The following is a 21,666-nucleotide window of genomic DNA, read 5'->3' on the forward strand; positions in this document are numbered from 1 at the left end:
GCCTCATGGCGACGTTCATCTTGCTTGCAGCAATGGTGATCGGGCTCGGCTCCGGACTCGTCATCCCCGCCGGATTCGACACGAATCTGATCCTCTGGCCGGCCATATTCGCGCAGACGCTGGCCGCTGTCGGCGGCCTCAGCCCGGATTGGCTCACTGATACGAAGAAGCGCTCCGATGCCGTGAGGCTGCTGGTGGTTCATCACGCGGCAGCGACGGTTCCTTACCTGGCAGCGTGGATCTTCCTTCCCGACTCAGTGAAGTCCACCCCGCTGGCGATCGGGCTCATCTGGCTCGCCATCGTGCCAACCGCTGCGGGGCTGCCCGCCTATGCGACGGCGGCCCGCACGGCTCCGTCGACCATCACGGCTTTCGCTCTTCTGGCTTACCTGTGCGGTCTCATCATCACCCCTGTGCTCGCTGTGGTGATTTTCGGCGGAGCGACCGACATCGGGCGCCTGATCGTCGCGATGCTCGTGGGACTCATCATTCCTGGCACGCTGGGAATAGTATTCGGACGCCTCATCCGGCGCGTACCCGCGCACGTTCGTACGGCGATCGTCGCGGTGAGCATGACCATCACCACGTACGTCTTCGGCAGCGCGATCAACGCCGCGCTGACGGGTGGGGTCGTGTCAGCGGGCGTGATCCTGTTGGCCCTACTGGCCGGCGCGTCGCGGGTACCTTTGAGTGTCGGGCTGGGGGTGCTGTTCGTCGGGCGTGCGCGTTCGCTGCGGCCCGCGGCGGCGCTGGCCGCGGGCTATAAGAATGACGCGCTGGCGGCATCCACGGCTCTGCAGGTTGCTGGCCCTCTGGCGGTTGTGCCTGCCCTCGGAAGCCTCCTCTGCGAGATGGCACTCATGCTGGCGGCATCCTTGGTCACGAGTCATCGCCGCGTGCATCGAACGAGCGCGCCCCCTCATCCCGCCTGATCGCAAGGCTGCAGCTGTGGGCGCTGACTAGGTGCCGAAGCCCGCTCGACCGACGACGCGCTCGTGCAGTGCGAAATGCTCGTCGACGGCATTGGATGCTGCGACGGGATCGCGTTCCTCGATCGCGTCAATGATGTCTTCGTGCACAGCGACGAGCAGTCGCCTGCCGATCCGCTGCTCGCGCCAATTGATCGAGCCCTGTTCTGTGGCGCGCACCAGCACGCCGCGTAGGGCATCCGCGAAAAAGGAGAGCGCCGGGTTGTTCGCCGAGCGGACGAGCGCGCGGTGGAAGCGTACGTCGTCCGGCACCATCTCAGGCGTGTCGTACTTGTCAGAGAGTGCCGCGATAGCCGAGCGCATCTCGGCGATCAGTTCGGGTGCCGCCGCGCCGCTCGCGGCCTGCACTGCCGCCTGACGCTCGAGTGCGACACGCACGGACTGCAGGTCGGCGTGCTTCAGCTGCCCCGTCGTGACCAGAAGATCCATCGCGAAGACGAGCCCATCAGGATTGAACGATTTCTCGACATACGTCCCCGAGCCCTGTCGTCGCGATAGCACGCCGACCGCCTCCAGAAGGCGCACGCGATCGCGGAGGGCGTTGCGGCTCACGCCGAGATCTTCGGCGAGTTCGCGCTCGTTCGGCAGACGCGCGCCAGGCTCCAGCGCGTTGACCAACTCCCGCAGTGCCGACGAGATCTCATCGTCGAAGCGGCCGGGGTTGGCACCTTCATCGTCTGGACGAGACGTCGACGCCGCGGGCTTGTCTAATTCTGGAAGCGAAGCGTCGGCACTGCCAGTGATTGCGGAGTCGACGGTGGTGGGAGCCATAGACGCATCCTCTTCGATCACGTGGTCCTTGCAGTCAGGTGGAGTGGCAAAATGGTAACACCATTCACCGCAGATCCGGGCAATAGGTGATCACCCGCCGAACGCGATCGCTTCCAGGCGCCGGAGTCCTTCTGCGTCCGAGGCGGCCACCTGATCACCGCTGCGGCCGATGGAGATCAGGCGCACCTGGTCGGCCAGACTCGCAACCCGCGCAGCACTCTGTTCGACGAGCACGACGGCCAGGTCCGGGTTCAGCAGCTGTCGGATCCGCGCGTATATGTCGTCGACGATCACCGGCGCGAGTCCCAGCCCCGGCTCATCCAGCAGCAGGATCCGCGGCGTACGCATGAGAGTTCGCGCTAGGGCGACCATCTGCCGTTGTCCCCCGGAGAGAGCGCCGACATCTGTCGACAGCCGCGATTCCAACATCGGAAAGACTCCGATCGCTCTGTCGAGGTTGCGCGCGTTCGTGCGCGTCTGACCAACAAGCATGTTCTCGCGCACGGTCATGGCAGGGAAGAGGCTCTTGGATTCGGGCACAACGCCGATGCTGAATTCGCGCACCCGTCGATGCGTCGACCAGGCCGTTACGTCGGTGCCGTACATCGTCACCGTACCCTTGGAGTGGATCAAGCCCAGAGTCGCACGGATCGTACTCGATTTGCCGGCACCGTTTGTGCCGACGAGCGCGAGCACTTCGCCGGGAACCACCTCGAGTGACACGTCGAACAGTGCCTGGGTGCGGCCGTACCAGGCCTGAACATGCTCAAGCGACAGCATTCGACTCTCCAAAGTAGGCGACGCGTACGTCGTGACGATCAAGGACCTCCTCGGTGGGCCCGTCGGCGAGGATGTGACCGGCTGACAAGGCGATGCAGCGACCGCAGGCCTTTCGTACGATGTTCACATCGTGTTCGACGAGCACGATCAAGCACCCGGCTCGTTCGGGCAGGCTGCGGAGTACCTCGGCGAGTTGCTCGCGGCTCGATGCATCCAGCCCTGCCGCCGGCTCGTCGAGGAAGACGATTCGCGGCTCGGCCATCAGTACGCGACCGATCTCGACCAGGCGCCGCGTCGCCGAAGAGAGCGACGATGCCTTGGCCTCGGCGAATTCGAGGAGATCCAGCAGATCGAGCGTGGCGTACGCCTGGTCGAGCCAAGCCCGCTCCGCTCTCGCGTGGGTCGGCCACCCGAACATCTGCCGGAGCGGCCCGGCCTTCGTGAAGCGCTGGCGGCCCAGCAGCAGGTTGCTCACGACCGTTTCGTCTTCGAGCAGCTGAGCCGTCTGAAAACTGCGAACGAGCCCGGCTTTTGCGTACTGCTGTGGCGTGAACTTCGTCGTCTCCTCGCCGTCCAGACGCACGAAGCCTTCCGTAGGGGTGCCGAACCCCGAGAGGGCGTTCAGCAGTGTGCTCTTCCCCGCCCCGTTGGGTCCGATCAGCCCGATGACCTGCTGGCCCTCGAGCGTGACAGACACGTCATGGAGTGCAACGAGACCGCCGAAGCGCATACCGAGCGACGTAACCTCCATGACCGCGCTCATCGGTCTACTCCGCTCGGAGTGGCCGCCGCTACAGCGACGGTCTCTCTGCGCCCGCGCCCGCGAGCGGCCGTCACCCACCTTCGCGTCAGGTGCCCGAGCTGCACGAGTCCGCCGGGCAGTACGTAGATCAGGGCGACGAGCAGGGCGCCGGAAAGGAGGACATACACACGGTCGGCGTTCATCGCGGCGAAGATCGGCGGAACGATCGACACGTATGCCGCACCCAGCCACGCTCCATAGGTCGAGCTCGTTCCGCCGAGGATCACCCCGATGAGGATGTAGACCGACGAGAACATGTCGTAGTTCGTCGGTGTTACGGATTGCGAGGTGTGAGCCACCAGAAATCCAGAGATGCCGGCGCAGAGCCCGGCGATCACGAACGCGATCAGCTTCGTCTGGTTGACCGCAACACCGACGCTTCGCGCCGCGAAAAGCGATTCGCGGACCGCCGCCATATTGCGTCCGAGCTGAGTGAAAGGCAGATGTCCGAGCGTGGCGGTGGCGACCACGGCGAAGACCGCGCACATGCCGTACAGGAACACCGGGTCGGTGGTATCGACCCCGGGAATATAGAACGAGGCGACTGGAATTCCCTGGGCGCCTCCGGTGATCGAACGGCCCTGGACGAGCAGCCATTGAAAGAGTTCGCCGACCGCCAGTGTCAGCAGGGCGAGACGCAGACCGCTTACCCTGAGAGCGGGGATGCCGACGATCAGCGCCGCGAGCATCGACACAGCGATGACGAGCAGAAGCTCGTAGATGCCGATCAGCTGGTACACGCTCGCCGCGATCGCTGCGGTGTAAGCGCCGATGCCGACGAATGTCGCCTGCGCGAGCGAGAGGATTCCTGCCATGCCGAACAGCACCCGAGCGCCCATCACGGCAATCGAGTACGCGATGAGGATCGAGGCCTGATAGAGCCAATAGTTGTTGAGGACGAAAGGCCCGGCCAGCAGTACACCGCCGGTGACGATTGAGACGATCAGGGTCTGCCGACGCGAGACGAACTGCGAGCGGCGGACGAGGGTCTTGGCGCGTTCGGTGAAGGGCAGCACCCAGCTGTCGCGTGCAGGCGTCGGGTTCGACGTCTCGAGTGTCGTAGCGGTCATGCGCGTACCACGCCTCTCTCGGAAAGGAACCGCTTCGGCAGGATTGCCAGGAGCAGGATGACGAGCACGAACACCGCCGGAACGGCGAAGTTCGTGCCGAGGAAGAAGGCCGCGCACCCCTCGAAGATTGCGAGGGCGAAGCAGACCAGTAGCGGAGCGACGAAGCGGTCGAGTCCTCCGATGATGCCGGCGATGACCGCCTTGATCAGAAATGGCGTCATGTAGTAGGCGTCGAGCGAGAGCCGGCTGGCCACGACGATGCCGACGATTCCGGCCGTGAGACCTGCAAAGCCCCACGTCAGAGCGCGCACGGTGCTGACGTTCAGCCCCACGCTGGAAGCCAGCGAGTGGTCGGAGGCGACGGCGCGCATCGCGAGGCCGGACGGCGTCTTGTTGAGGAACCAGGCGAAGCCGGCCAAGAGCAGCAGGACCCCGACAGTGACGACGATCTGGTTCATGTTCAGGTACAGGTCGCCGATCACCACCGGCACATCCGTGCCAAGGGGGAGGAAGGACTTCGTCGAGGTTCCGAAGAGCGCCTCCGCCCCCGCGGTGAGGAAGAGCAGTATGCCGAGCGTCACAACCAGGTCGAGACCTTCTCGTCCTGCCTTGCGACTGATCGGCTCGAGGATGAACCGATCCGTCGCGAAGGAGATGAAAGCTGCAACGACGAGTCCGGCGGCGATCGCGAGCCACACCGGCAGCCCGGATTCACCCGCAAGGGTGTAGGTCATCAGCGCAGCGATCATTCCGAGCGCGCCGTGTGCGAAGTTGACAGCTTTGCTGACCCGATACACGATCAGGATGCCGAACAACAGCAATGCGTAGAGCGCACCCGTCGCGATGGCGCTCGCGATGATCTGGGTGAGGCCGTTGAGATTCACGATCGCCGACTTTCTCCTGGTAGCTCAGGTCACTCGCCTGAAACGAGCTGGAACGGGGCGACCTGAACGACCTTGCTGTCCTCGATCTTCGCCACGCCCACCGCGTTCGTACCCTGACGCGAATCGAACGAGAACGAGACTGGCGGGATGAGCCCGGTCTCGAAGCCCGACATCGTCTCAAGCGCGTACTCGAAGCAGTCGCGCGTCAAGGCGGGAGCGGTGCGGAGCGCCTCGAGGGTCACGAGGCCCTGTGTGTAGCCTGCGGCATTCCACATACTGGGAGCCGAGCCCTCGGAGGCGGTCCACTCATCCACGAACTGCTGAACGAGCGGGTCTTCCGATCCGAACGGAGCGACCTTGGTCGCGACGATCATGCCCTCGCCGATGCCGCCGAACTCGCTCAGCCAGGACTCGTCCGTCATGTCTGATTGTCCGAGAAGACGCGGCGTGTAGCCGATCTGGGCCATTGCCTGGATGACCTGGCCTACGACGACGGGTCCGGCGATGAACATGACCATCTCGGTGTCCGCATTGCGGAGCGCCTGAGCGATGGCGGAGAAGTCGGTGGTGGTGGGCTCGACGGTCTGAATCGTGGTCAGGTCGACGCCAGTGCCGTCGAGCGCTTTCTCGATACCCGCGAGAGCGTCGTCACCCACGTCGCCGACCTGCTGGACGAGCGAAATCGACTCAACCGGCTCGTTCTCCATCATCCACGACACGGCGACGTCGAACTCGTCGATGAAGTTGGGCCAGATCATGAAGACGTCGGGGTTCTCCATCACGCCGACCTGGTTGGAGGGTGCATACGGACCGACCGCAGGGATCGCGTTCTCCTTGATATAGGGCAGGACGCCCACGAAGTTCGGCGTGCCGATGCCGCCGGCGAAAGCGAACACCTCGTCGCTCTCATTGAGTCGTCGTGCCGCCTGCAACGCGACGGATGCGTCGTACTGATCGTCCTCGACGACGAGCTCGACCTGATGGCCGTCGATGCCACCTGCCGCGTTCGCTTCGTCGATGGCGTACTGGAGGCCCGCGAGGCCGCTGGTACCTGGGTCCGCGACCGGACCGGTCAGCGGCGTGAAGGATCCGAGCTTGATCGTGGTCGCGGTGATGCCCTGCGAATTGCCGCTCTCGTCGCAGGATGTCCGAGCAGCGCCCGCGGACGAGAGCGCCGCCGGAGTGGCCTCGCGGGTGGCCGCACATCCAGTCGCCGCGGCGATCGAGAGCACGGTGAGGGAGGCGAGGGCGACGCGCCGCCGTGATGTTGCCGAAGAAGTTCTCATTGTGGATCCTCCTGGTGCGGGAATGGGTGGCGTCCGCCGGGTGCAGCCGCCATTGGGTCTGTGGAGCAAATTGGTAGGTCCAGATTGGGGCACACACAGGGGTCGTATGCAAACGAATTGGAAGACTTTACAAACACGAAACGAGGCCTGTGAGCGATGTTTTTACTTTTGATCAGGTATTTGCGAGGCAAAATCATGCGCGCAAGGCGTGTGCTCGGTTACATGCCCCTAATACGAGAGCAACGGGCCAGACACCCAGTGAACTGCATTCGGTGCTACCAATTGATAGGGAGCTCCCGCTCAGGGTCCTGACCATATCGAGAGAGAAGACACCATGATCCAGTTCGACTTCGATGACCTGCAGAACTCTGCGCATCGCGTCGGCACCCACATCCACGACTACGAGCGCGACGACGTCGTACAGCTCGCAGAGTGGATGGCCTCCACCATCGATGAATTCCTCGAGGTGAGCCGCGCCCTCGTCCCCGCGCCCTCAGCTGTGCCCGCGGTCCGCGTTTCGGGAGCCACGCCGGCTCACGCGGAGGACCCGCTGAATGCGATCGTCCGCTGGGTCGACGTGGTCGCCGTCGCGAGCGAAGTCCAGAGCGATCTGCTCGCCGGCAAGAAGATCGGCATGAAGGACCTGATTGCCGTGGCCGGCATCCCGATCAGCGCGGCCTCTCTGCTGTTGGAGGGCTTCGTTCCTCGGGAGGATGCTGTGGTCACGGAACGCGTGCTGCGTGCTGGAGGGCACATCGTCGCCATGACGAACATGGAGGGCGTTGCGTTCGGGGGCGGAGGCGAGTCGGGCATCTACGGCGCAACCCTGAACCCATTCGACCTCACTCGGTCCACATCCGGCTCGTCCGGCGGATCGGCGGCATCGCTCTTCTACGACGGGATCGACATCACGTTCGGTACAGATCAAGGAGGGTCCGTCCGCCTGCCGGCGTCGTGGTGCGGAGTGCTCGGCCTCAAGCCGACGCATTCGCTCGTCCCCTACACGGGGATCGCGTCCCACGACCTCACCTTCGACCATGTCGGGCCTATGACGCGGACGACCGAGAACATGGCGCTCGCAATGGCGGCGATCTCAGGTCCGCACATCAGCGACGTGCGCCAGGATTCTGCGACGCCCGCCGATCTTCCTTTCGTACAGGCTTGGGCCGATGCCCCGGACACCTACGAAGGCGTGAGATTCGGGCTGTTGACCGAGGCACTCGCATCTGACGGCACGCCTGAGCGCGAGGCCGCGCTCGCAGGGTTCGCCGACGCGGTCGAGAAGATCCGGGCGCTCGGCGGCGAGGTCGTCGAGGTCTCGATTCCGGAGCATGACATGGCGGCTTCGATCCTCTTCGGAGCGATGCTGGAAGGCGTAGCGGCAACCCTCCACGGCAACGGCGAGGGATACCACCGCGGTGGCGGTCATTCGGTGGACGTCCGTCGCGCCGTAGGCAAGGGCCTGCTCGCGCACGGTGACGAGCTGCAGGCGGCCTACAAGACGGCCGCCGTTCTCGGCGAGCACCTGCGATCGAAATACTTCGGCACGGTGTACGCGACCGCCCAGACCGTCATCCCCGTCCTGCGAGCCGCTTACGATCGCGCGTTCGAGGAAGTGGACGTCGTGTTGATGGCGACGACACGAACTCCGGCGATGCGGCTCAAGCCCGAGGCATCCGTCTACGAGATGCACCGTCGGAGCTTTTCGATGACACAGGACACGCCCGCGCACAACGCCACTGGTCACCCTGCCCTCTCGCTCCCGGGGGCGGAGTCGGAGGGCCTCCCGTTGGGTGTGACGTTCGTTGGGCGCTTCTTCGACGATGCCCGTCTGATCGCCCTTGCCCGCACCTGGGAGAAGGCTTATGGCTGGCTTCCCGCGAACGCGCCGGTGTTCCGGTCCGGCAAAGACTGAAAGAAGGACGGACGAACATGATCGAATTCGAGTACGACGAACTCCGCGCCGCGGCTCAGCGTATCGGCACCGATTTCGGAGATTTCGAGCGAGTCGACATCACCCGGCTGGCGGAGTGGATGGCGGCGCAGGTCGACGAGTTTCTCATCGTGGCTGCCCCCCTTCAACCCTCGCTCGACGCGGTCCGCGCCGTGCGTGTCTCCGGCCCTGAGGCTGCGGTGGATACCGACCCGCTCAACGCGATCGTGCGGTGGGTCGATGTGGAAGCGGTCGCGGATGCCGTCACCAGCGATCTGCTGGCTGGCAAGCGGATCGGCCTCAAAGACCTCATCAGTGTCGCCGGCGTGCCACTGAGCGCCGCCAATAAAATCTTCGACGGCTTCGTCCCGCGCGAGGATGCCCCGGTCACACGACGGCTACTCGAAGCCGGAGCGCAGATCGTCGCGATGACCAACCTGGAGGGTATGGCGTGGGGCGGCGGTAGCGAATCGGGCCGGTGGGGGGCCGTCGAGAATCCGTGGGACCCTGCGCGTTCGACCGGCGGCTCTTCCGGAGGCTCGGGGGCGGCCCTCTTCTATGACGGCATCGACATCACTTTCGGGACCGACCAGGGCGGGTCCATCCGCCTCCCCGCATCGTGGTGCGGGGTGCTCGGCCTCAAACCCACGCATGCCCTCGTTCCGTACCAGGGCATCGCTTCCCATGAATTCACGTTCGATCATGTCGGACCGATGACGCGCAACACCGAGGATCTGGCGCTCGCCATGTCCGCGGTTTCGGGGCGGTCGATCGGTGACCCCCGCCAGGTCGCCGGCACGCCTGATCTTCCGTTCGTCGATGCGTGGGCCACTGCACCGACCCGCTTCGACGGTGTCACCTTCGGTGTTCTCAAGGAGGCGATCGACTACTCCGACGGTACGCCGGAGCGTGAGGCCGCGCTCGCCGCCTTCCACGACACCGTGTCGGGGCTCGAGGACCTCGGCGCCACAGTGATCGAGATCTCGATCCCGGAGCATCTGGTCGGCGGATCCATCATCTTCGGGGCGATGGTCGAGTCCGTAGCGACGACCCTCGCGTCGTTCGGCGACGGCTACCACTGGGCGGGTGCGCACTCGGTCGAGACCAGACTCGCCGTGGGTAAGGGTCTGGCGGCCTTCGGTGCGGAGATGCCGCCCGCCTACCGGGTGTCGGCAGCGCTGGGGGAACTCTTGCGCCAGCGCTACTACGGCACCGTCTACGCCCAGGCGCAGAATGCCATCCCGGCCGTGCGGGCCGCGTACGACGCCGCGCTGCAGCACGTCGACGCGATCGTCATGCCCACGACGCCCACCACCGCGATGCTCCGCACCCCCGAGGCATCCATGTACGACACCCAGGTGCACTCGTTCTCGATGGCGATCGACACCGCCACGCACAATGCCACCGGTCACCCGGCTCTGTCGATTCCGGCTGCGGAAGTGGATGGAATGCCGCTCGGAATCATGATCGTCGGCAAGCACTTCCACGATCACGAACTCATCGCCTACGCGCGCACATGGGAGATGTCCCGGGGATGGTTGCCTGCCGACCCGCCTGTGTACGACGTCGTAAGGCCCGCACTGTGAACCGCACCCGCATGACCTTATGGAGGAAAAGATGACAACTGTAGCGACATCCACCGCCCCTGTCACCCGAGACGACATCGTCGACTACGCCGCACGCGCCGGTTTCCCCGTCCAGGAGATCGACATCGACGAGCTCCACGAGCTCGTCGGGTTCGTGTACGAGAGCGTCGAGCGATTCCGGGCCAATTCCGAGCTCCTCGCCGCACCCGTCGGTGAAACGATCGCACCGCGGCAACCCGGTCGGCTCGCCACCCGCGAGGACGATCCGCTGAACGCGGTAGTCCGCTGGGTCGATGTGAAGGGCGCGGCCCAAGGCCCTCTCGCGGGCAAGCGCCTCGCGGTGAAGGACCTGTTCTCCGTCGCCGGGGTGCCGATGACCTTGGGCTCCGAGATCCCCTCCGGTTACGCACCGTCGAAAGACGCTGTGGTGATCGCGCGCCTCCTCGCCGCGGGCGCGACGATCGTCGCGATGACCAACCTCGAGAACCTGGCGCTTTCCGGCGGCGGCGAAACGAGCGCGTTCGGGCCGGTGCGAAATCCGTTCGACCCCACGCGTGCGGCGTCCGGCTCGTCCGGCGGTTCCGCTGCATCCCTGTCGTATGACGGTGTGGACATCGCCATCGGCACCGACCAGGGCGGGTCGGTGCGGCTGCCGGCCGCGTGGTGCGGTTACCTGGGCCTGAAGCCGACCTTCGGTCTCGTGCCGTACACCGGCATCGCGTCGCTCGACCGTTCGGTGGACCACGCGGGTCCGATGACCCAGAACGTCCAAGACATGGCGCTGATGATGGATGTCATGGAGGGACCGGATCCCTCGGACCCGCGTCAGGCGGTCGACCAGCCTGTCATCGACTTCGCAGCGGCAGTCGCTGGGGCGCCGACCCGACTGGACGGCGTTCGCATCGGCATTGTGGCCGAGGCCCTGCAGATCGAGGACGACGGACACGAGGGTCGCGCCGAGACAGTCTCGGCGTTCCTCGAAGCCATCGGCCGTCTCGCCGACCTGGGGGCGGAGGTTGTCGACATCTCGATTCCCGAGCAGGTGCTGGCCGGCGACGTCATGTTCGCCGCGCTCATCGAGGGCATTGCGGCCAACCACTGGTCCAACGGTGAGGCGCACAACTGGACGGGCACGTACAACCCCGAGTTCGCGCAGGCGATGTCGCGCGGCTTCAAGGAGCGTGGGGCTTTGGCCCCCATTACCTATCAGGCGATGGTGACCGCGGGTGAACTCGTCAAAGACCGCTTCGACGGCGCTGTTTACGGGGAGGCTCGGAACGCGACCGTGGTGCTGCGGGCGGCCTACGACGCAGCTCTGGCGGATGTCGACGTCGTCGCGATGCCGACAGCGACGCATTATGCGCACAAGATCGACCCGGACGCCACTCGCGCACAAGTCGGTCGCCGCGGATGGACGATGACGGGCAACACTCCGATCCACAACGTGACAGGGCATCCCGCCCTCTCCATGCCGGCGGCGGAGTACGAGGGCCTACCCGTCGGGGTCATGCTCGTCGCGAAGCACTTCGAAGATGACCGGCTGCTATCGATAGCGAAGACTTACGAATTGAACTACGGGTGGTTGCCCGCACGCTGAGCGGACCCGAGCCTGGACGCGGCCGCGCCCACCCGGAAGGATCGGGGCATGACCGACATCCCCGCCCCCATCTCCGCCTTCATCGATGCGACGAATGCCGGAGACTCCGACGCCTTCGTCGCGGCCTTCGCGGAAGACGGGTCGCTCGACGACTGGGGCCGTGTGGCGCGGGGCCACCGCGGCATCCGGGAGTGGGATCGCACCGACAACATCGGCAAGCAGTCCCATTTCGAGCTCGTCGACATCGCGGAAGACGGACCCGACACCTACCTGGTGCATCTGACGGTGACCGGTGCGGGGTTCAACGGCACCAGCCCGTTCCGCTTCACCCTGCGCGGCGATCTCATCGAGACGGTCGTGATCGTCCCCGACTGACGCGCGCCGGGCGCGTTGCCGACACGAACCGCCGGTCGCCGCGACAGGGTTCGCGCGGGACTCACCGACTCAGACGGATGCCTGAACGCTCGAGCTCCTGCGCCGCCAGCGCGCGCATGACGACCTCGTCGCCCCGACGCCAGGCGCCCATGGCATCGCGGTCGACCCGGGCGATCGTCGAGATCTTCAGGTTGGTCAGCGCACGGAGGGCCAGGAGATCGATGCCCACCCCGGCGCGGACCATCGACCGCGCGCGACCGGCGCGCACGGCGAAACGGAGTCGCGGCACCAGCCAGACCACGAGGATCATGATGACGGGCAGGGTCGCGATGCCGACGCCGAGCGTGACCGCCAGCTGGTCGACCAACTCCTGCTGACTCCGACCCGCTGCCTCGAGCACCCCGCCCGCGTCGCTCGCCCCGGTGAACGGCGCCCGGATGCCCTGACCGATGAGCGGAACACCGCCGAGGGTCTCGCCCACCTCGGTCATGCTCTGGCGGAAGTCCGCCCCGGCGTCCTCGATCTGCTCGCCGTACGCCGCCAGGTCGCTGATCAGCGCGTGAACCGCGACCCCCAGCCAGATCCAGCAGGCGATGAGCACGAGGGCGATCACATCGGCGAGGACCTGCCGGGTTCGGCGCGGCGCGAAGTCTGAGTACGGTTTCACGGCCCCATGCTCGCACGGGCCGAGGTGCCCTGCTCCGAGGCATGCGTGACGATGGGGTTCGCCGACACGCGCGGGGCGATCGCGCGGCGTCACCACCCCCCGCGCGTCGGCGTGTGCCCCTCGCGGGCGTCGTCGGGCATCGCCATCTCGGCGCGCACACCGAGGAGGCGGACGGGCCGGTCGGGCTCCATCTTCGCCACGAGCGCCATCACGTGGGCGAGCACCTCCCGCCCGTCATCCGTGGGCGGCACTTTCTTCGTGAAGGTCTTGGTGGAGAACGGGGCGTAGCGAACCTTCAGCGCGAGGCCGACGACGGGTCGCCCCTCGGCGGCCACATCGGCGAGCACCTGCGAGAGCAGATCGCGGATCGCGTCGTCGATCTGCTCCGGTGTCGTCAGGTCCCGCGGGAACGTCGTCTCGTGCGCGTGTCCGCGGGCCACCCAGGGAGTGTCATCGACGACCGACGAGCCCTCGCCACGCCCCAGTTGGGCGTACCACGGACCCATTCGCGGGCCGAACTCCCCCGCGAGCTTCGCGTCGTCGGCGGCGGCCAACTCTGCGATGGTGCGGACGCCGAGGCCTTCGAGTCGCCGCGAGATCTTGGTGCCGACGCCCCACAGCTCGATCGTCGGGCGTGGTCCCATCACCTCGAGCCAGTTCGACGCGGTCAGGCGGAAGGAGCCTCGAGGCTTTCCGAAACCGGTCGCCACTTTCGCCCTCACCAGGGTGTCGCCGATGCCCACGCTGCAGTGCAGCGAGGTTCGTGCGAGCACCGCGCTCTGAAGATGTGCCGCATACGATTCGGGATCGGATGCCTCGATCCCGACGAACGCCTCGTCCCACCCGAGTACCTGCACGACAGCTCCGGGCTGCTCGCGCAGGGTTTCCATCACGTCAATCGACACGGCCGTGTACGCCGGGGCATCGACCGGGAGGATCACCGCGTCCGGCGCCTTGCGCGCGGCGATCCTCAGCGGCATTCCCGACCCGACACCGAACTTCCTCGCCTCGTAGGACGCCGTGGAGACGACGGCGCGCTCGGTCGGATCCCCTCGCCCGCCGACGATGAGCGGAAGGCCCGCCAGCTCAGGATGCCGAAGAACCTCGACGGCCGCGATGAACTGGTCCATGTCGACGTGCAGCACCCACCGGCGGGTTTCGTCGCTCATGCCTTCAGTCTGGTGGACGGCATCCACGGGAGGTCGGGATCACTTCGCCGGCGTCGGATAATCTGTCACGCTCAGCCAGATCGGATACAGGTCCGTCTCCGATCCCGCGTCGCCGGAGTCGATGGTGAAGGGGCCGCCCTCGTCGATGCCGGCATCGAGGTCGTCGGCGGTGATGGATCCCTGCAGGGTGAAGGAGTCGTACACGAAGGGGATGCCGTTCGACCCGAGGGGACTGGGGGAGTCCATGAGGTGGAAGTGCAAGTGGGGCGAGTCGGTGTTGCCGGTGTTGCCGAGCAGGGCGATCTCCTCCCCCTTCTTCAACTGCTGACCGACCTCCACCTGAACGGGATTGCCGGTCTGCAGGTGGGCGTAGAACGCGTACACGCCGTTCCCGAGATCCTGCACGATGTGATTGCCGCCGTACTCGTCGAGGGTCAGGCCGGAGGGATTCGCGCCGGGCGTCTGCTCGGGGAGATCGAACCGCATCGACACGATCGGTCCGTCCCCGACGGCGAGGATGCTCGCGCCGTAGTACGGATAGCTGCTCAGGTCATCCGCCGGTCCGTCACGGAAAGAACCCTCATCATCGAGTCTGACGTAGTCGATGGCGTACCGCTCCGGTGCGTGCAGCGATCCGTTGATCGGATTGACGGCCGCCCGGTGCGGGGTGACCGTGCAGCAGCTGTTCCCGTTCAACCAGCCGGCTCCTTCCAGCGGCGGGCCGATGACGACCGCCGGCGCGGCATCCACCGTCGTCACCGCCAGACGCTCGGTCATCTCGTTCGGAATGATCGGCAGCGCGCCGGGGTCGAACCGGAGCGTCACAACGTGTGCGAGCGTCGTGGGCAGCGCGTCCATCGAATCGACGACGACGTCGAGCCACACCAGCGCCCCCTGGCCGGGCCCGAGGGTCCTCGTCGCCGCGGTGGCACCGGAGACATGCACCCACGGCAGGACGTCGTCCCCATCGAGACGCTCGAGTGACGATCCGGTTTGATCGAGCACGTCGACCGAGGCGATCGTGGCGGTCTGACTCGTCACGTTGCGGAGATGAAGCTCGTAGGCGATGTGCACGCGACCGTCGGTCGTGGGAACGCCCCGGGGAACGCTTATCACCTCGCCGATCACGGGGGTGAAGCGGTCGTCGGGCACATCGGCGACGGAACCGGCCGCCGACACCGTGGACGTCGGCGGCGGAGTGGAGGCCGTGCACGCGACGAGGAGAACGGATGCCGCGGCGAGCGCGGCCGCGGCGGGGAGGCTGCGCATGCGATGAGTATGACACCGGCGAACTCCACGGAGAAGGTCCGGTCGCCCCGTGAATGCTCAGGTCTGCGGGACCTGGGTCACGTTCTCAGGTGGTCGACTTCGTCCGCTCGTAGAACTCCCGCACCCGGTTGCGGTTCCCGCAGTCCGCCGAGACGCACCAACGTCGATTGTGCCGGGGGGAGGTATCGAGGAACACCCATCCGCAGTCGGCGTCCTGACACTGCGCGAGCTGCGCGAGATCGTCGCGGGACAGGAGATCGAACGCCTCCAGCGCGATCCGCCGACGGGGCAGTGCCAGGTCGATCGGGAACTGCCAGGACCAGCGCCCGCCGACCCACTCGAGGCGTCCGCGGTCGAGCGCCTCCCGGTACTCGGCGATGATCGGCTCCGGGTCGGCGGCCGCGTACAGGACGCGATAGATCGCCTCACGAAGTCGTCGCACACGGGCCGTCTCCGCTCCAGGATCGGCGCCGGTACCGGGTCCGGATGACGGAGCCACGGAGGCCTCCGCAGCACGCCGCAGGTCGTCGGCGTCACGCTCGCCGATCAGATCGAGCTGCGTCGACCACCGGAGGACATCGGCGTACTCGTTGAGGTCCTCCTCGAATCGAGACGGCGAAAGCCGCCACTCGACCGTGTTGACGAAGTCGAGGGCGCGGTGCCCGGCGATCCGGGAGAACTCGCGTCGATGGCCGGCCTTCCCCGCCGTCTCCGCCTCGCCATCCATGTCATCAGTCTAATGGTCTACGACTTGCTATCGCATTAGAGATGCGCGAAGGTCTAATGCATGAACAACCGATTACGCGTTACAAGCAGCCCGCCTCGCGGGTGGCGTCGCGACTTCAGGCTGTTCTGGTTCGCGCAGGGAGCGTCGGTGACCGGCGACCAGATCAGGGAATTCGCCGTCCCGTTGATCGCCGTCTCGGTTCTGCATGTCTCATCCATAGATCTCGGCGTGCTCGGCGCCGCTCAGTGGCTCCCGTTCCTCCTTCTCTCGCTCCCGCTCGGCGTGGTGATCGACCGGCACCGGCGGCGGACGATGCTGATCGTCTCCGAGCTCAGCCGCGGCATCCTCACGATCGGACTCGTTGTTGCCGCCGCGACCGGCGTGCTGGGATTTCCGATGCTCCTGGTGGCGGTGATCGTGCTGGGCACCTTCACCGTCGTCTACGAGATCGGTCATCAGTCAGCGATCCCCGCTCTCGTACCGCGGGAACGGCTCGGGGTCGCGAACTCGCGGATCCAGGCCACGGCGGCTGCCGGCGAGGTGGGGGGTCCCGGACTCGGCGGGCTGCTGCTGCAGGTCTTCGGAGTCACGGCGACGCTCGCGGTCAACGCCGTCACCTATGTGCTGTCTGCGGTGGCGCTCATCGCGATGCGTTCGAGCGAGGTCGCGCCGATCGCCGATCGGCGCAACTTCCTCTCCGAACTGCGGGCGGGCGCTCGGCACGTCATGCGCGATCCGTTCCTCCGGGCGAACGTCGGCTTCTCGGCCATCTACAACCCCTTCGCACAGTGGGTCACCCTCCTGCTCACCCTCTACGCGGTCCGGGAGCTCGGCCTATCTGCCGCTCAGGTCGGCATCGTCTTCTCCGCCGGAGCGGTGGGAGCGCTCGCCGGCGCCTCGCTGGCGTCACGGCTCTCATCGCGGGTCGGAGCGGTGATGGTGATGTGCGCGACGGTCGAGTGCGCTGCCCTGCTGCTGATCCCCGTCGTGGATCCTGCGTGGGAAGCGTCCGCCAGCGTCGCGGTCCTCTCGGTCCTCATGGCGGTCAACGGCATGGGCACCGCGCTCTCCAGCGTCCTGCTGATCACGATCCGGCAGCTGCGAACCCCGAACGAGCTCCTGGGCCGCGTCAATGCGACGATGCGCTGCGTGACCTACGGCACCATTCCCCTGGGAGCCCTCGCCGGCGGGCTGGTCGGCGACGTCCTGGGCGCCCGTCTCGGCATCCTCGTCGGCGCCGTCCTCTGCTTGTCGACGATCGCCTGGGTTGCGCTGTCACCCCTGCGCACGGTGCGGCGGCTCGATGACATCGCCCTCGATCGAGCGCCGACGACGGGGGCGACGGATGCCTCACTCTCACAGACAGGAGCAGTTCATGAATGATCATCACGAGGTGGTCCGCATGTGGTCGGGCACCGTGCGCACCCGGGATCGAGATGTGTACGCGGAGTATGTCGAGCGCACCGGGATGGCGCAGTACCGGCGGACGCCGGGCAATCTCGATGCCTGGCTGCTGACGCGAGACGTCGGCGACGGCACCACGGAGATCACCACGGTGTCACGATGGCGATCGTTCGAAGCGGTTGCGGCGTTCGCGGGGGAGGACGTCGACACCGCGGTCTTCTATCCCGAAGACGACCGATTCCTCCTGACTCGAGACGAGCGCGTGCGCCATTACGAGCGGCACGGCTGAGGCCTGCGCAGACGGGCGCCACCGTGTCGGCGGCCACGCTTACGATCACGGTATGCCCGAAGGCGACAGTGTGTATCGCCTCGCGGAGCGGCTGCGCCGTGCGTCCGACGGCGCGGTCGTCGTCGCCGGAGAACTCCGCTCGGGCAATGCCGCGGGCGCTTCACTGGCCGGGCTGCGGATAGAGGAGTACGCGACGCACGGCAAGCACCTGCTGATGCGGCTGAGCGACGCCACCACGGTGCACACGCATCTGCGGATGCAGGGCAGCTGGAGCATCACGGGCCGCGGCAAGGCCCTCCCGCGTGCCGTTCAGCCCTCCGTGCGGGTGCGCCTGCAGCTGACGAGCGGGGTCACTCTGTGGGGAATCGACCTTCCCGTCGTCGAACGCGTTCCGACCGCGAGCGAGTCCGATGTGATCGGTCATCTCGGACCCGATCCGCTCCGATCCGATTGGGACGCGGAAGAGGCCGTGCGCAGGCTGGCAGAGGATCCCACCCGCCCGCTCGTCGCCGCGCTCCTCGATCAGCGGAACATGGCGGGTCTCGGAAACCTGTGGGTCAACGAGGTGGCGTTCCTACGCGGCATCCACCCGTTCCGGCCGATCGGCGAGGTCGACCTCGATCCCCTGGTCGGCACGGCTGCGCGGGCGCTGCGCCTGTCGGCCACCACGCCGGGTCTCTACCAGGTGACGACCGGCCGATCCGGTAAGGGCTCATCGCACTGGGTCGTCGGCCGCGCGGGTCGGCCGTGTCTGCGATGCGGCACGGTCATCCGGGTGCGCGCGGAGCGGCCCCTCGATCCCGAGCAGCGGCGCACCTGGTGGTGCCCGTCGTGTCAGCCCGAAGGTCGATGATCCGCGGCGACCGCGACAGATGAAGCGGGTGGCGCCCGCAGCGCCCATGCTGGATGGCATGGGCAGAGCGGTGGAGTGGGGCGAGCGCCATCAGATCGCGCTCTATCTGGTCGCGATCGCCGCCGGCGCCGGGCTGGGACTGATCGCACCCGCATGGGCGCATCCGCTGGAGCTCGCGATCACCCCCGCCCTGGGCCTCCTCCTCTACGCGACGTTCCTCGGCGTGCCTTTCCCGTCGATGCTCCGCGGGTTCCGCGACGGTCGCTTCCTCGGCGCGGTGATCGTCGTGAACTTCGTGCTGGTCCCCGCCGTGGTCTTCGTTCTCACCCGTTTCGTCACCGACGATCAGGCCGTCCTCGTCGGTGTACTCCTGGTGCTGCTCACTCCGTGCGTCGATTACGTCATCGTGTTCGCGGGGCTGGCCGGCGGCGCCCGCGACCGGCTCCTGGCGGCGACGCCCCTGCTGATGCTGGTGCAGGTGGCGCTGCTCCCGCTCTTCCTCTGGGTGATCGCGGGCGGCGAGGTCGTGGCGGCATTCGACGCGCGACCGTTTGTCGACGCGTTCCTGCTGCTGATCGTGGTGCCCCTCGTCCTCGCCGTGGGCACCCAGGTGCTGGCGGAACGGGCCGAGGTCGGGCGCCGCGTCGCACGGGGATCGACGGCGGTCATGGTGCCTCTCATGATGGTCACCCTCGCCATCGTGATCGCTTCGCAGATCTCGGCCGTCGCCGGCTCCCTGCCTGAACTGCTGCGGGCGGTGCCGCTGTTCGTCGTGTTCGTCCCGATCGCCGCCGTGCTCGGCATGCTGGTCGGAGGAGCCATCCGAATGGACGCCCCCGGCCGTCGCGCCGTGATCTTCAGCGGGGTGACCCGAAACTCGCTCGTCGTCCTCCCGCTCGCCCTGGCGCTCCCGGCATCATCCTTCGCCCTCACTCCCCTGGTGGTGGTGACCCAGACACTCGTCGAGCTCGTCGCGATGGTGATGATGGTCGCGCTCGTACCGCGACTCATCCGCCACCCGTAGGTCACGGTTGGGTACACGCTTCGGAGAGAACGGACTGCAGTCACCCGCGGCGTGCTAGTACTGGCAACAGGCGCAGCTGCTGTCGACTCTCGGTCGCAATCCTTGTTCCTCCCTAATGAAGGGGATCGAACTTTGGTCCAGCAATCCGCACGTGTCCGCTCTGTCGTCGTCACCCTCGCCACAGCCTCCGCTGCTCTCGCCCTGGCGGTGATGCCGCTGTCGGCAGCATCCGCGGCCACCTCCATCGACGGCCCCATCGACTTGGGAACGGCCGCGCCGTTCTCGGTGCTGGCAGCGTCGACCGTGACGAACACCGGACTGTCGGTCCTGAACGGCGACGTCGGTTTGAGCCCGGGTACGTCGATCACCGGTTTCCCGCCGGGCGTCATCAACGGCGTGATTCACGCCACGGACACGGTGGCCGCCACGGCCCAGAACGATCTCACGACGGCATACGGGGTGGCGGCCAGCCTGACGCCCCAACAGAGCGGACTGGAAGACCTGACGGGACTGTCTCTGACGCCGGGCGTGTACTCGGGTGGCGAATTGTCGGTCACCGGCGCGCTGACCCTCGAGGGCACGGCGCAGTCGGTCTGGGTCTTCCAGGCCGCGTCCACCCTGACCGTCGGCTCGAGCGCCATCATCACTGTCACCGGTGGAGCGAGCGCGTGCAACGTCTTCTGGCAGGTCGGCAGTTCCGCCACGCTCGACCCCGGCGCGCAGTTCGTCGGCACCGTGATGGCCAACGAGTCGGTCAGCGCCAAGACCGGCGCGACCGTGACGGGACGACTGCTCGCCCGCACCGCCGCCGTGACCCTCGACACCAACACGATCACCGCCCCGGTCGGGTGCGAATCGACGCCCGGCACGGTCACGTCGAGTCCTGAGATCACGTCGAGCGCGCCCCCGGCCGGCCGCATCGGCGAGAGCTACTCGCACACGATCACTGCTTCGGGCACGCCCACTCCGACGTACGCGGTGACCGGGGGAACGCTGCCGACCGGTACCGGTCTCGACTCGGCCACGGGCGCCATCACCGGTCAGCCCACGGCGGAAGGCACCTACGATGTCGAGATCACCGTGAGCAACGGCATCCTGCCCGACGTCACGGTGGCGTACCGCATCGTGATCTCGCCGGCGGTCGTGGTCGCCGAGGTTCCCGTCGTGATCGCACCAGAGGCGATCGTGCCCGAGGGTCCGAGCCTGGCGGCCAGCGGCGTGGACGTGGGCTTCACTCCGGTCGTCGCCGCAACGCTTCTCGGCGGGGGACTCCTCCTGCTGGTCTTCGCGGCACGCCGCCGACCGACGCCGGCGATGGTGCCGACCGTCGCGCCGACCACTCTTCGACGCGATACCTTCGTCGACGCACCGCGCACCCGGAGATCACTGCGTCACGACCGCGGCTGATTCCGCCCGGTCAGCGCGCCGCAACTCGGACGGCGGGCTTCTCGTCCGTGCCCTTGATGACCCAGAAGACGGTCGCGAGCGCCAGCACCCCGACGACCGGTCCGAGAACGGCTCCGAGCGGGATGCCGATCGGCGCGTGGCCCACGGCGAAGACCGAGACGTCCCACAGTCCGTGGAGCACCATCGCCCAGACCAGCGAGCCCGTGACGCGGCGCAGGATGTAGAACGCGGTGCCCGAGGCGAACGCGAGCACCGCCTGAAGGACCGACGCGGAGACCGGAGCCCCGAGGATCACGTTCGACAAGTGCATGAGCCCGAACAGGGCGCTCGAGATGAACCACACCCATCCCTCGCTCAGCCGCGACCGGAGCGAGGTGAGCACCAGGCCTCGGGCCATCATCTCCTCGCTGAATCCGACCAGCACACCGAGGGCGATCAGTGACAGCAGGAAGGAGGTGTCGAACTGCGACCAGTCCGTGTTCGCCAGGTTGAGGACGGCCGCGATCGCCATGACGATCGGAACGAAGACCGGCCACGTGCGCTGCGCCCGTTTCTGCTCGAAGAGGGCGGGGCGCCACCATCCCAGCAGAGAGGTGACGATGACGAGCAGCGCGGCGGCGACCGCGAGATCCATGACGGCGCCCCGCCACGTGGCATCCGCTGTCGTCCCGACCTCAGGGAAGGGGATCCCGCTCAGCAGTGTCACCGTCACGATGACGACGCAATAGCCGAACCAGATGACGAAGGCCATCCACGGTCGAGGGGTGACGCGCATGGGTGGCCT

Annotated in this window: 21 protein-coding genes; 10 read left to right on the forward strand and 11 right to left on the reverse strand. The window is 66.8% G+C overall.

The features are described from left to right. Nucleotides 1-5 precede the first annotated feature (5 nt). Nucleotides 6-932: a hypothetical protein gene (locus ACFXOO_RS11065; protein WP_394563536.1), complete on the forward strand. Its 927-nt coding sequence runs from the start codon at nucleotides 6-8 to the stop codon at nucleotides 930-932. Between the two features lie 27 nt (nucleotides 933-959). On the opposite strand, the gene ACFXOO_RS11070 is transcribed toward ACFXOO_RS11065, so the two are convergent. The 6 genes from ACFXOO_RS11070 to ACFXOO_RS11095 all read right to left on the reverse strand — a co-directional run bounded on the left by ACFXOO_RS11070 (nucleotide 960) and on the right by ACFXOO_RS11095 (nucleotide 6,582). After that, nucleotides 960-1,760, reverse strand: a complete 801-nt coding sequence (locus ACFXOO_RS11070; protein ID WP_394563537.1) for a FadR/GntR family transcriptional regulator — start codon at nucleotides 1,758-1,760, stop codon at nucleotides 960-962. Nucleotides 1,761-1,850: 90 nt separating this feature from the next. Then, nucleotides 1,851-2,540 carry an ABC transporter ATP-binding protein gene (locus ACFXOO_RS11075; RefSeq protein WP_394563538.1) on the reverse strand — a complete coding sequence of 230 codons (690 nt, stop codon included), beginning with the start codon at nucleotides 2,538-2,540 and terminating at the stop codon, nucleotides 1,851-1,853. Continuing rightward, entirely contained in the window at nucleotides 2,527-3,291 is a 765-nt protein-coding gene (locus ACFXOO_RS11080) for an ABC transporter ATP-binding protein (RefSeq protein WP_394563540.1), read from the reverse strand. The genes ACFXOO_RS11075 and ACFXOO_RS11080 overlap by 14 nt, the downstream gene beginning before the upstream one ends. An 8-nt stretch (nucleotides 3,292-3,299) precedes the next feature. Further along, nucleotides 3,300-4,412, reverse strand: coding sequence for a branched-chain amino acid ABC transporter permease (locus ACFXOO_RS11085; RefSeq protein WP_394563542.1), 1,113 nt, complete (start codon nucleotides 4,410-4,412; stop codon nucleotides 3,300-3,302). After that, entirely contained in the window at nucleotides 4,409-5,296 is an 888-nt protein-coding gene (locus ACFXOO_RS11090; RefSeq protein WP_378842087.1) for a branched-chain amino acid ABC transporter permease, read from the reverse strand. The genes ACFXOO_RS11085 and ACFXOO_RS11090 overlap by 4 nt, the downstream gene beginning before the upstream one ends. A 29-nt stretch (nucleotides 5,297-5,325) precedes the next feature. Continuing rightward, nucleotides 5,326-6,582, reverse strand: coding sequence for an ABC transporter substrate-binding protein (locus ACFXOO_RS11095; protein ID WP_394563544.1), 1,257 nt, complete (start codon nucleotides 6,580-6,582; stop codon nucleotides 5,326-5,328). Between the two features lie 334 nt (nucleotides 6,583-6,916). Between ACFXOO_RS11095 and ACFXOO_RS11100 the strand changes: the two genes are divergently transcribed. The 4 genes from ACFXOO_RS11100 to ACFXOO_RS11115 are packed head-to-tail and all read left to right on the forward strand — an operon-like array spanning nucleotide 6,917 to nucleotide 12,073. Further along, nucleotides 6,917-8,497, forward strand: a complete 1,581-nt coding sequence (locus ACFXOO_RS11100) for an amidase family protein (RefSeq protein ID WP_394563546.1) — start codon at nucleotides 6,917-6,919, stop codon at nucleotides 8,495-8,497. Nucleotides 8,498-8,514: 17 nt separating this feature from the next. After that, the gene (locus ACFXOO_RS11105) at nucleotides 8,515-10,101 is read left to right on the forward strand and encodes an amidase family protein (RefSeq protein ID WP_394563548.1); all 1,587 of its coding nucleotides are present in this window, start codon (nucleotides 8,515-8,517) and stop codon (nucleotides 10,099-10,101) included. A gap of 31 nt (nucleotides 10,102-10,132) precedes the next feature. Beyond that, entirely contained in the window at nucleotides 10,133-11,698 is a 1,566-nt protein-coding gene (locus ACFXOO_RS11110; RefSeq protein ID WP_378842079.1) for an amidase family protein, read from the forward strand. 48 nt (nucleotides 11,699-11,746) lie between these two features. Further along, complete coding sequence (locus ACFXOO_RS11115) at nucleotides 11,747-12,073, forward strand: nuclear transport factor 2 family protein (RefSeq protein ID WP_378842077.1); 327 nt, start codon at nucleotides 11,747-11,749, stop codon at nucleotides 12,071-12,073. 61 nt (nucleotides 12,074-12,134) lie between these two features. Here the strand turns inward: ACFXOO_RS11115 and ACFXOO_RS11120 are convergent, their stop codons facing one another. The 4 genes from ACFXOO_RS11120 to ACFXOO_RS11135 form a co-directional block, all read right to left on the reverse strand. Continuing rightward, complete coding sequence (locus tag ACFXOO_RS11120) at nucleotides 12,135-12,740, reverse strand: hypothetical protein (RefSeq protein WP_394563551.1); 606 nt, start codon at nucleotides 12,738-12,740, stop codon at nucleotides 12,135-12,137. A gap of 89 nt (nucleotides 12,741-12,829) precedes the next feature. Next, entirely contained in the window at nucleotides 12,830-13,909 is a 1,080-nt protein-coding gene (locus tag ACFXOO_RS11125; protein ID WP_378852461.1) for a DNA polymerase IV, read from the reverse strand. Nucleotides 13,910-13,948: 39 nt separating this feature from the next. Continuing rightward, entirely contained in the window at nucleotides 13,949-15,178 is a 1,230-nt protein-coding gene (locus ACFXOO_RS11130; protein WP_394563555.1) for a M23 family metallopeptidase, read from the reverse strand. Between the two features lie 85 nt (nucleotides 15,179-15,263). Continuing rightward, a complete protein-coding gene (locus ACFXOO_RS11135; RefSeq protein ID WP_378842069.1) occupies nucleotides 15,264-15,905 on the reverse strand; it encodes a CGNR zinc finger domain-containing protein in 642 nt (213 codons plus the stop codon). Nucleotides 15,906-15,965: 60 nt separating this feature from the next. Between ACFXOO_RS11135 and ACFXOO_RS11140 the strand changes: the two genes are divergently transcribed. The 5 genes from ACFXOO_RS11140 to ACFXOO_RS11160 all read left to right on the forward strand — a co-directional run bounded on the left by ACFXOO_RS11140 (nucleotide 15,966) and on the right by ACFXOO_RS11160 (nucleotide 20,882). Next, nucleotides 15,966-17,288: an MFS transporter gene (locus tag ACFXOO_RS11140; RefSeq protein ID WP_394563557.1), complete on the forward strand. Its 1,323-nt coding sequence runs from the start codon at nucleotides 15,966-15,968 to the stop codon at nucleotides 17,286-17,288. Continuing rightward, entirely contained in the window at nucleotides 17,281-17,598 is a 318-nt protein-coding gene (locus tag ACFXOO_RS11145; RefSeq protein WP_394563559.1) for a hypothetical protein, read from the forward strand. Before ACFXOO_RS11140 ends, ACFXOO_RS11145 begins: the two co-directional genes overlap by 8 nt. 52 nt (nucleotides 17,599-17,650) lie before the next feature. Continuing rightward, on the forward strand, nucleotides 17,651-18,451 hold the full coding sequence (locus ACFXOO_RS11150; protein WP_394563561.1) for a DNA-formamidopyrimidine glycosylase family protein: 801 nt from the start codon (nucleotides 17,651-17,653) through the stop codon (nucleotides 18,449-18,451). 58 nt (nucleotides 18,452-18,509) lie between these two features. After that, nucleotides 18,510-19,475 (forward strand): arsenic resistance protein, encoded by a 966-nt coding sequence (locus tag ACFXOO_RS11155; protein WP_394563562.1) that lies wholly within the window; start codon nucleotides 18,510-18,512, stop codon nucleotides 19,473-19,475. Nucleotides 19,476-19,607: 132 nt separating this feature from the next. Beyond that, nucleotides 19,608-20,882, forward strand: a complete 1,275-nt coding sequence (locus ACFXOO_RS11160) for an ice-binding family protein (RefSeq protein ID WP_394563564.1) — start codon at nucleotides 19,608-19,610, stop codon at nucleotides 20,880-20,882. 10 nt (nucleotides 20,883-20,892) lie between these two features. Here ACFXOO_RS11160 and ACFXOO_RS11165 read toward each other — a convergent pair whose 3' ends face one another. After that, nucleotides 20,893-21,657, reverse strand: coding sequence for a CPBP family intramembrane glutamic endopeptidase (locus tag ACFXOO_RS11165; RefSeq protein ID WP_378842057.1), 765 nt, complete (start codon nucleotides 21,655-21,657; stop codon nucleotides 20,893-20,895). Nucleotides 21,658-21,666 lie beyond the last annotated feature (9 nt).

Origin of the sequence: Microbacterium sp. P03, assembly GCF_043556235.1 — a bacterium.
In the GTDB taxonomy this organism is placed as follows: Bacteria; Actinomycetota; Actinomycetes; order Actinomycetales; family Microbacteriaceae; genus Microbacterium.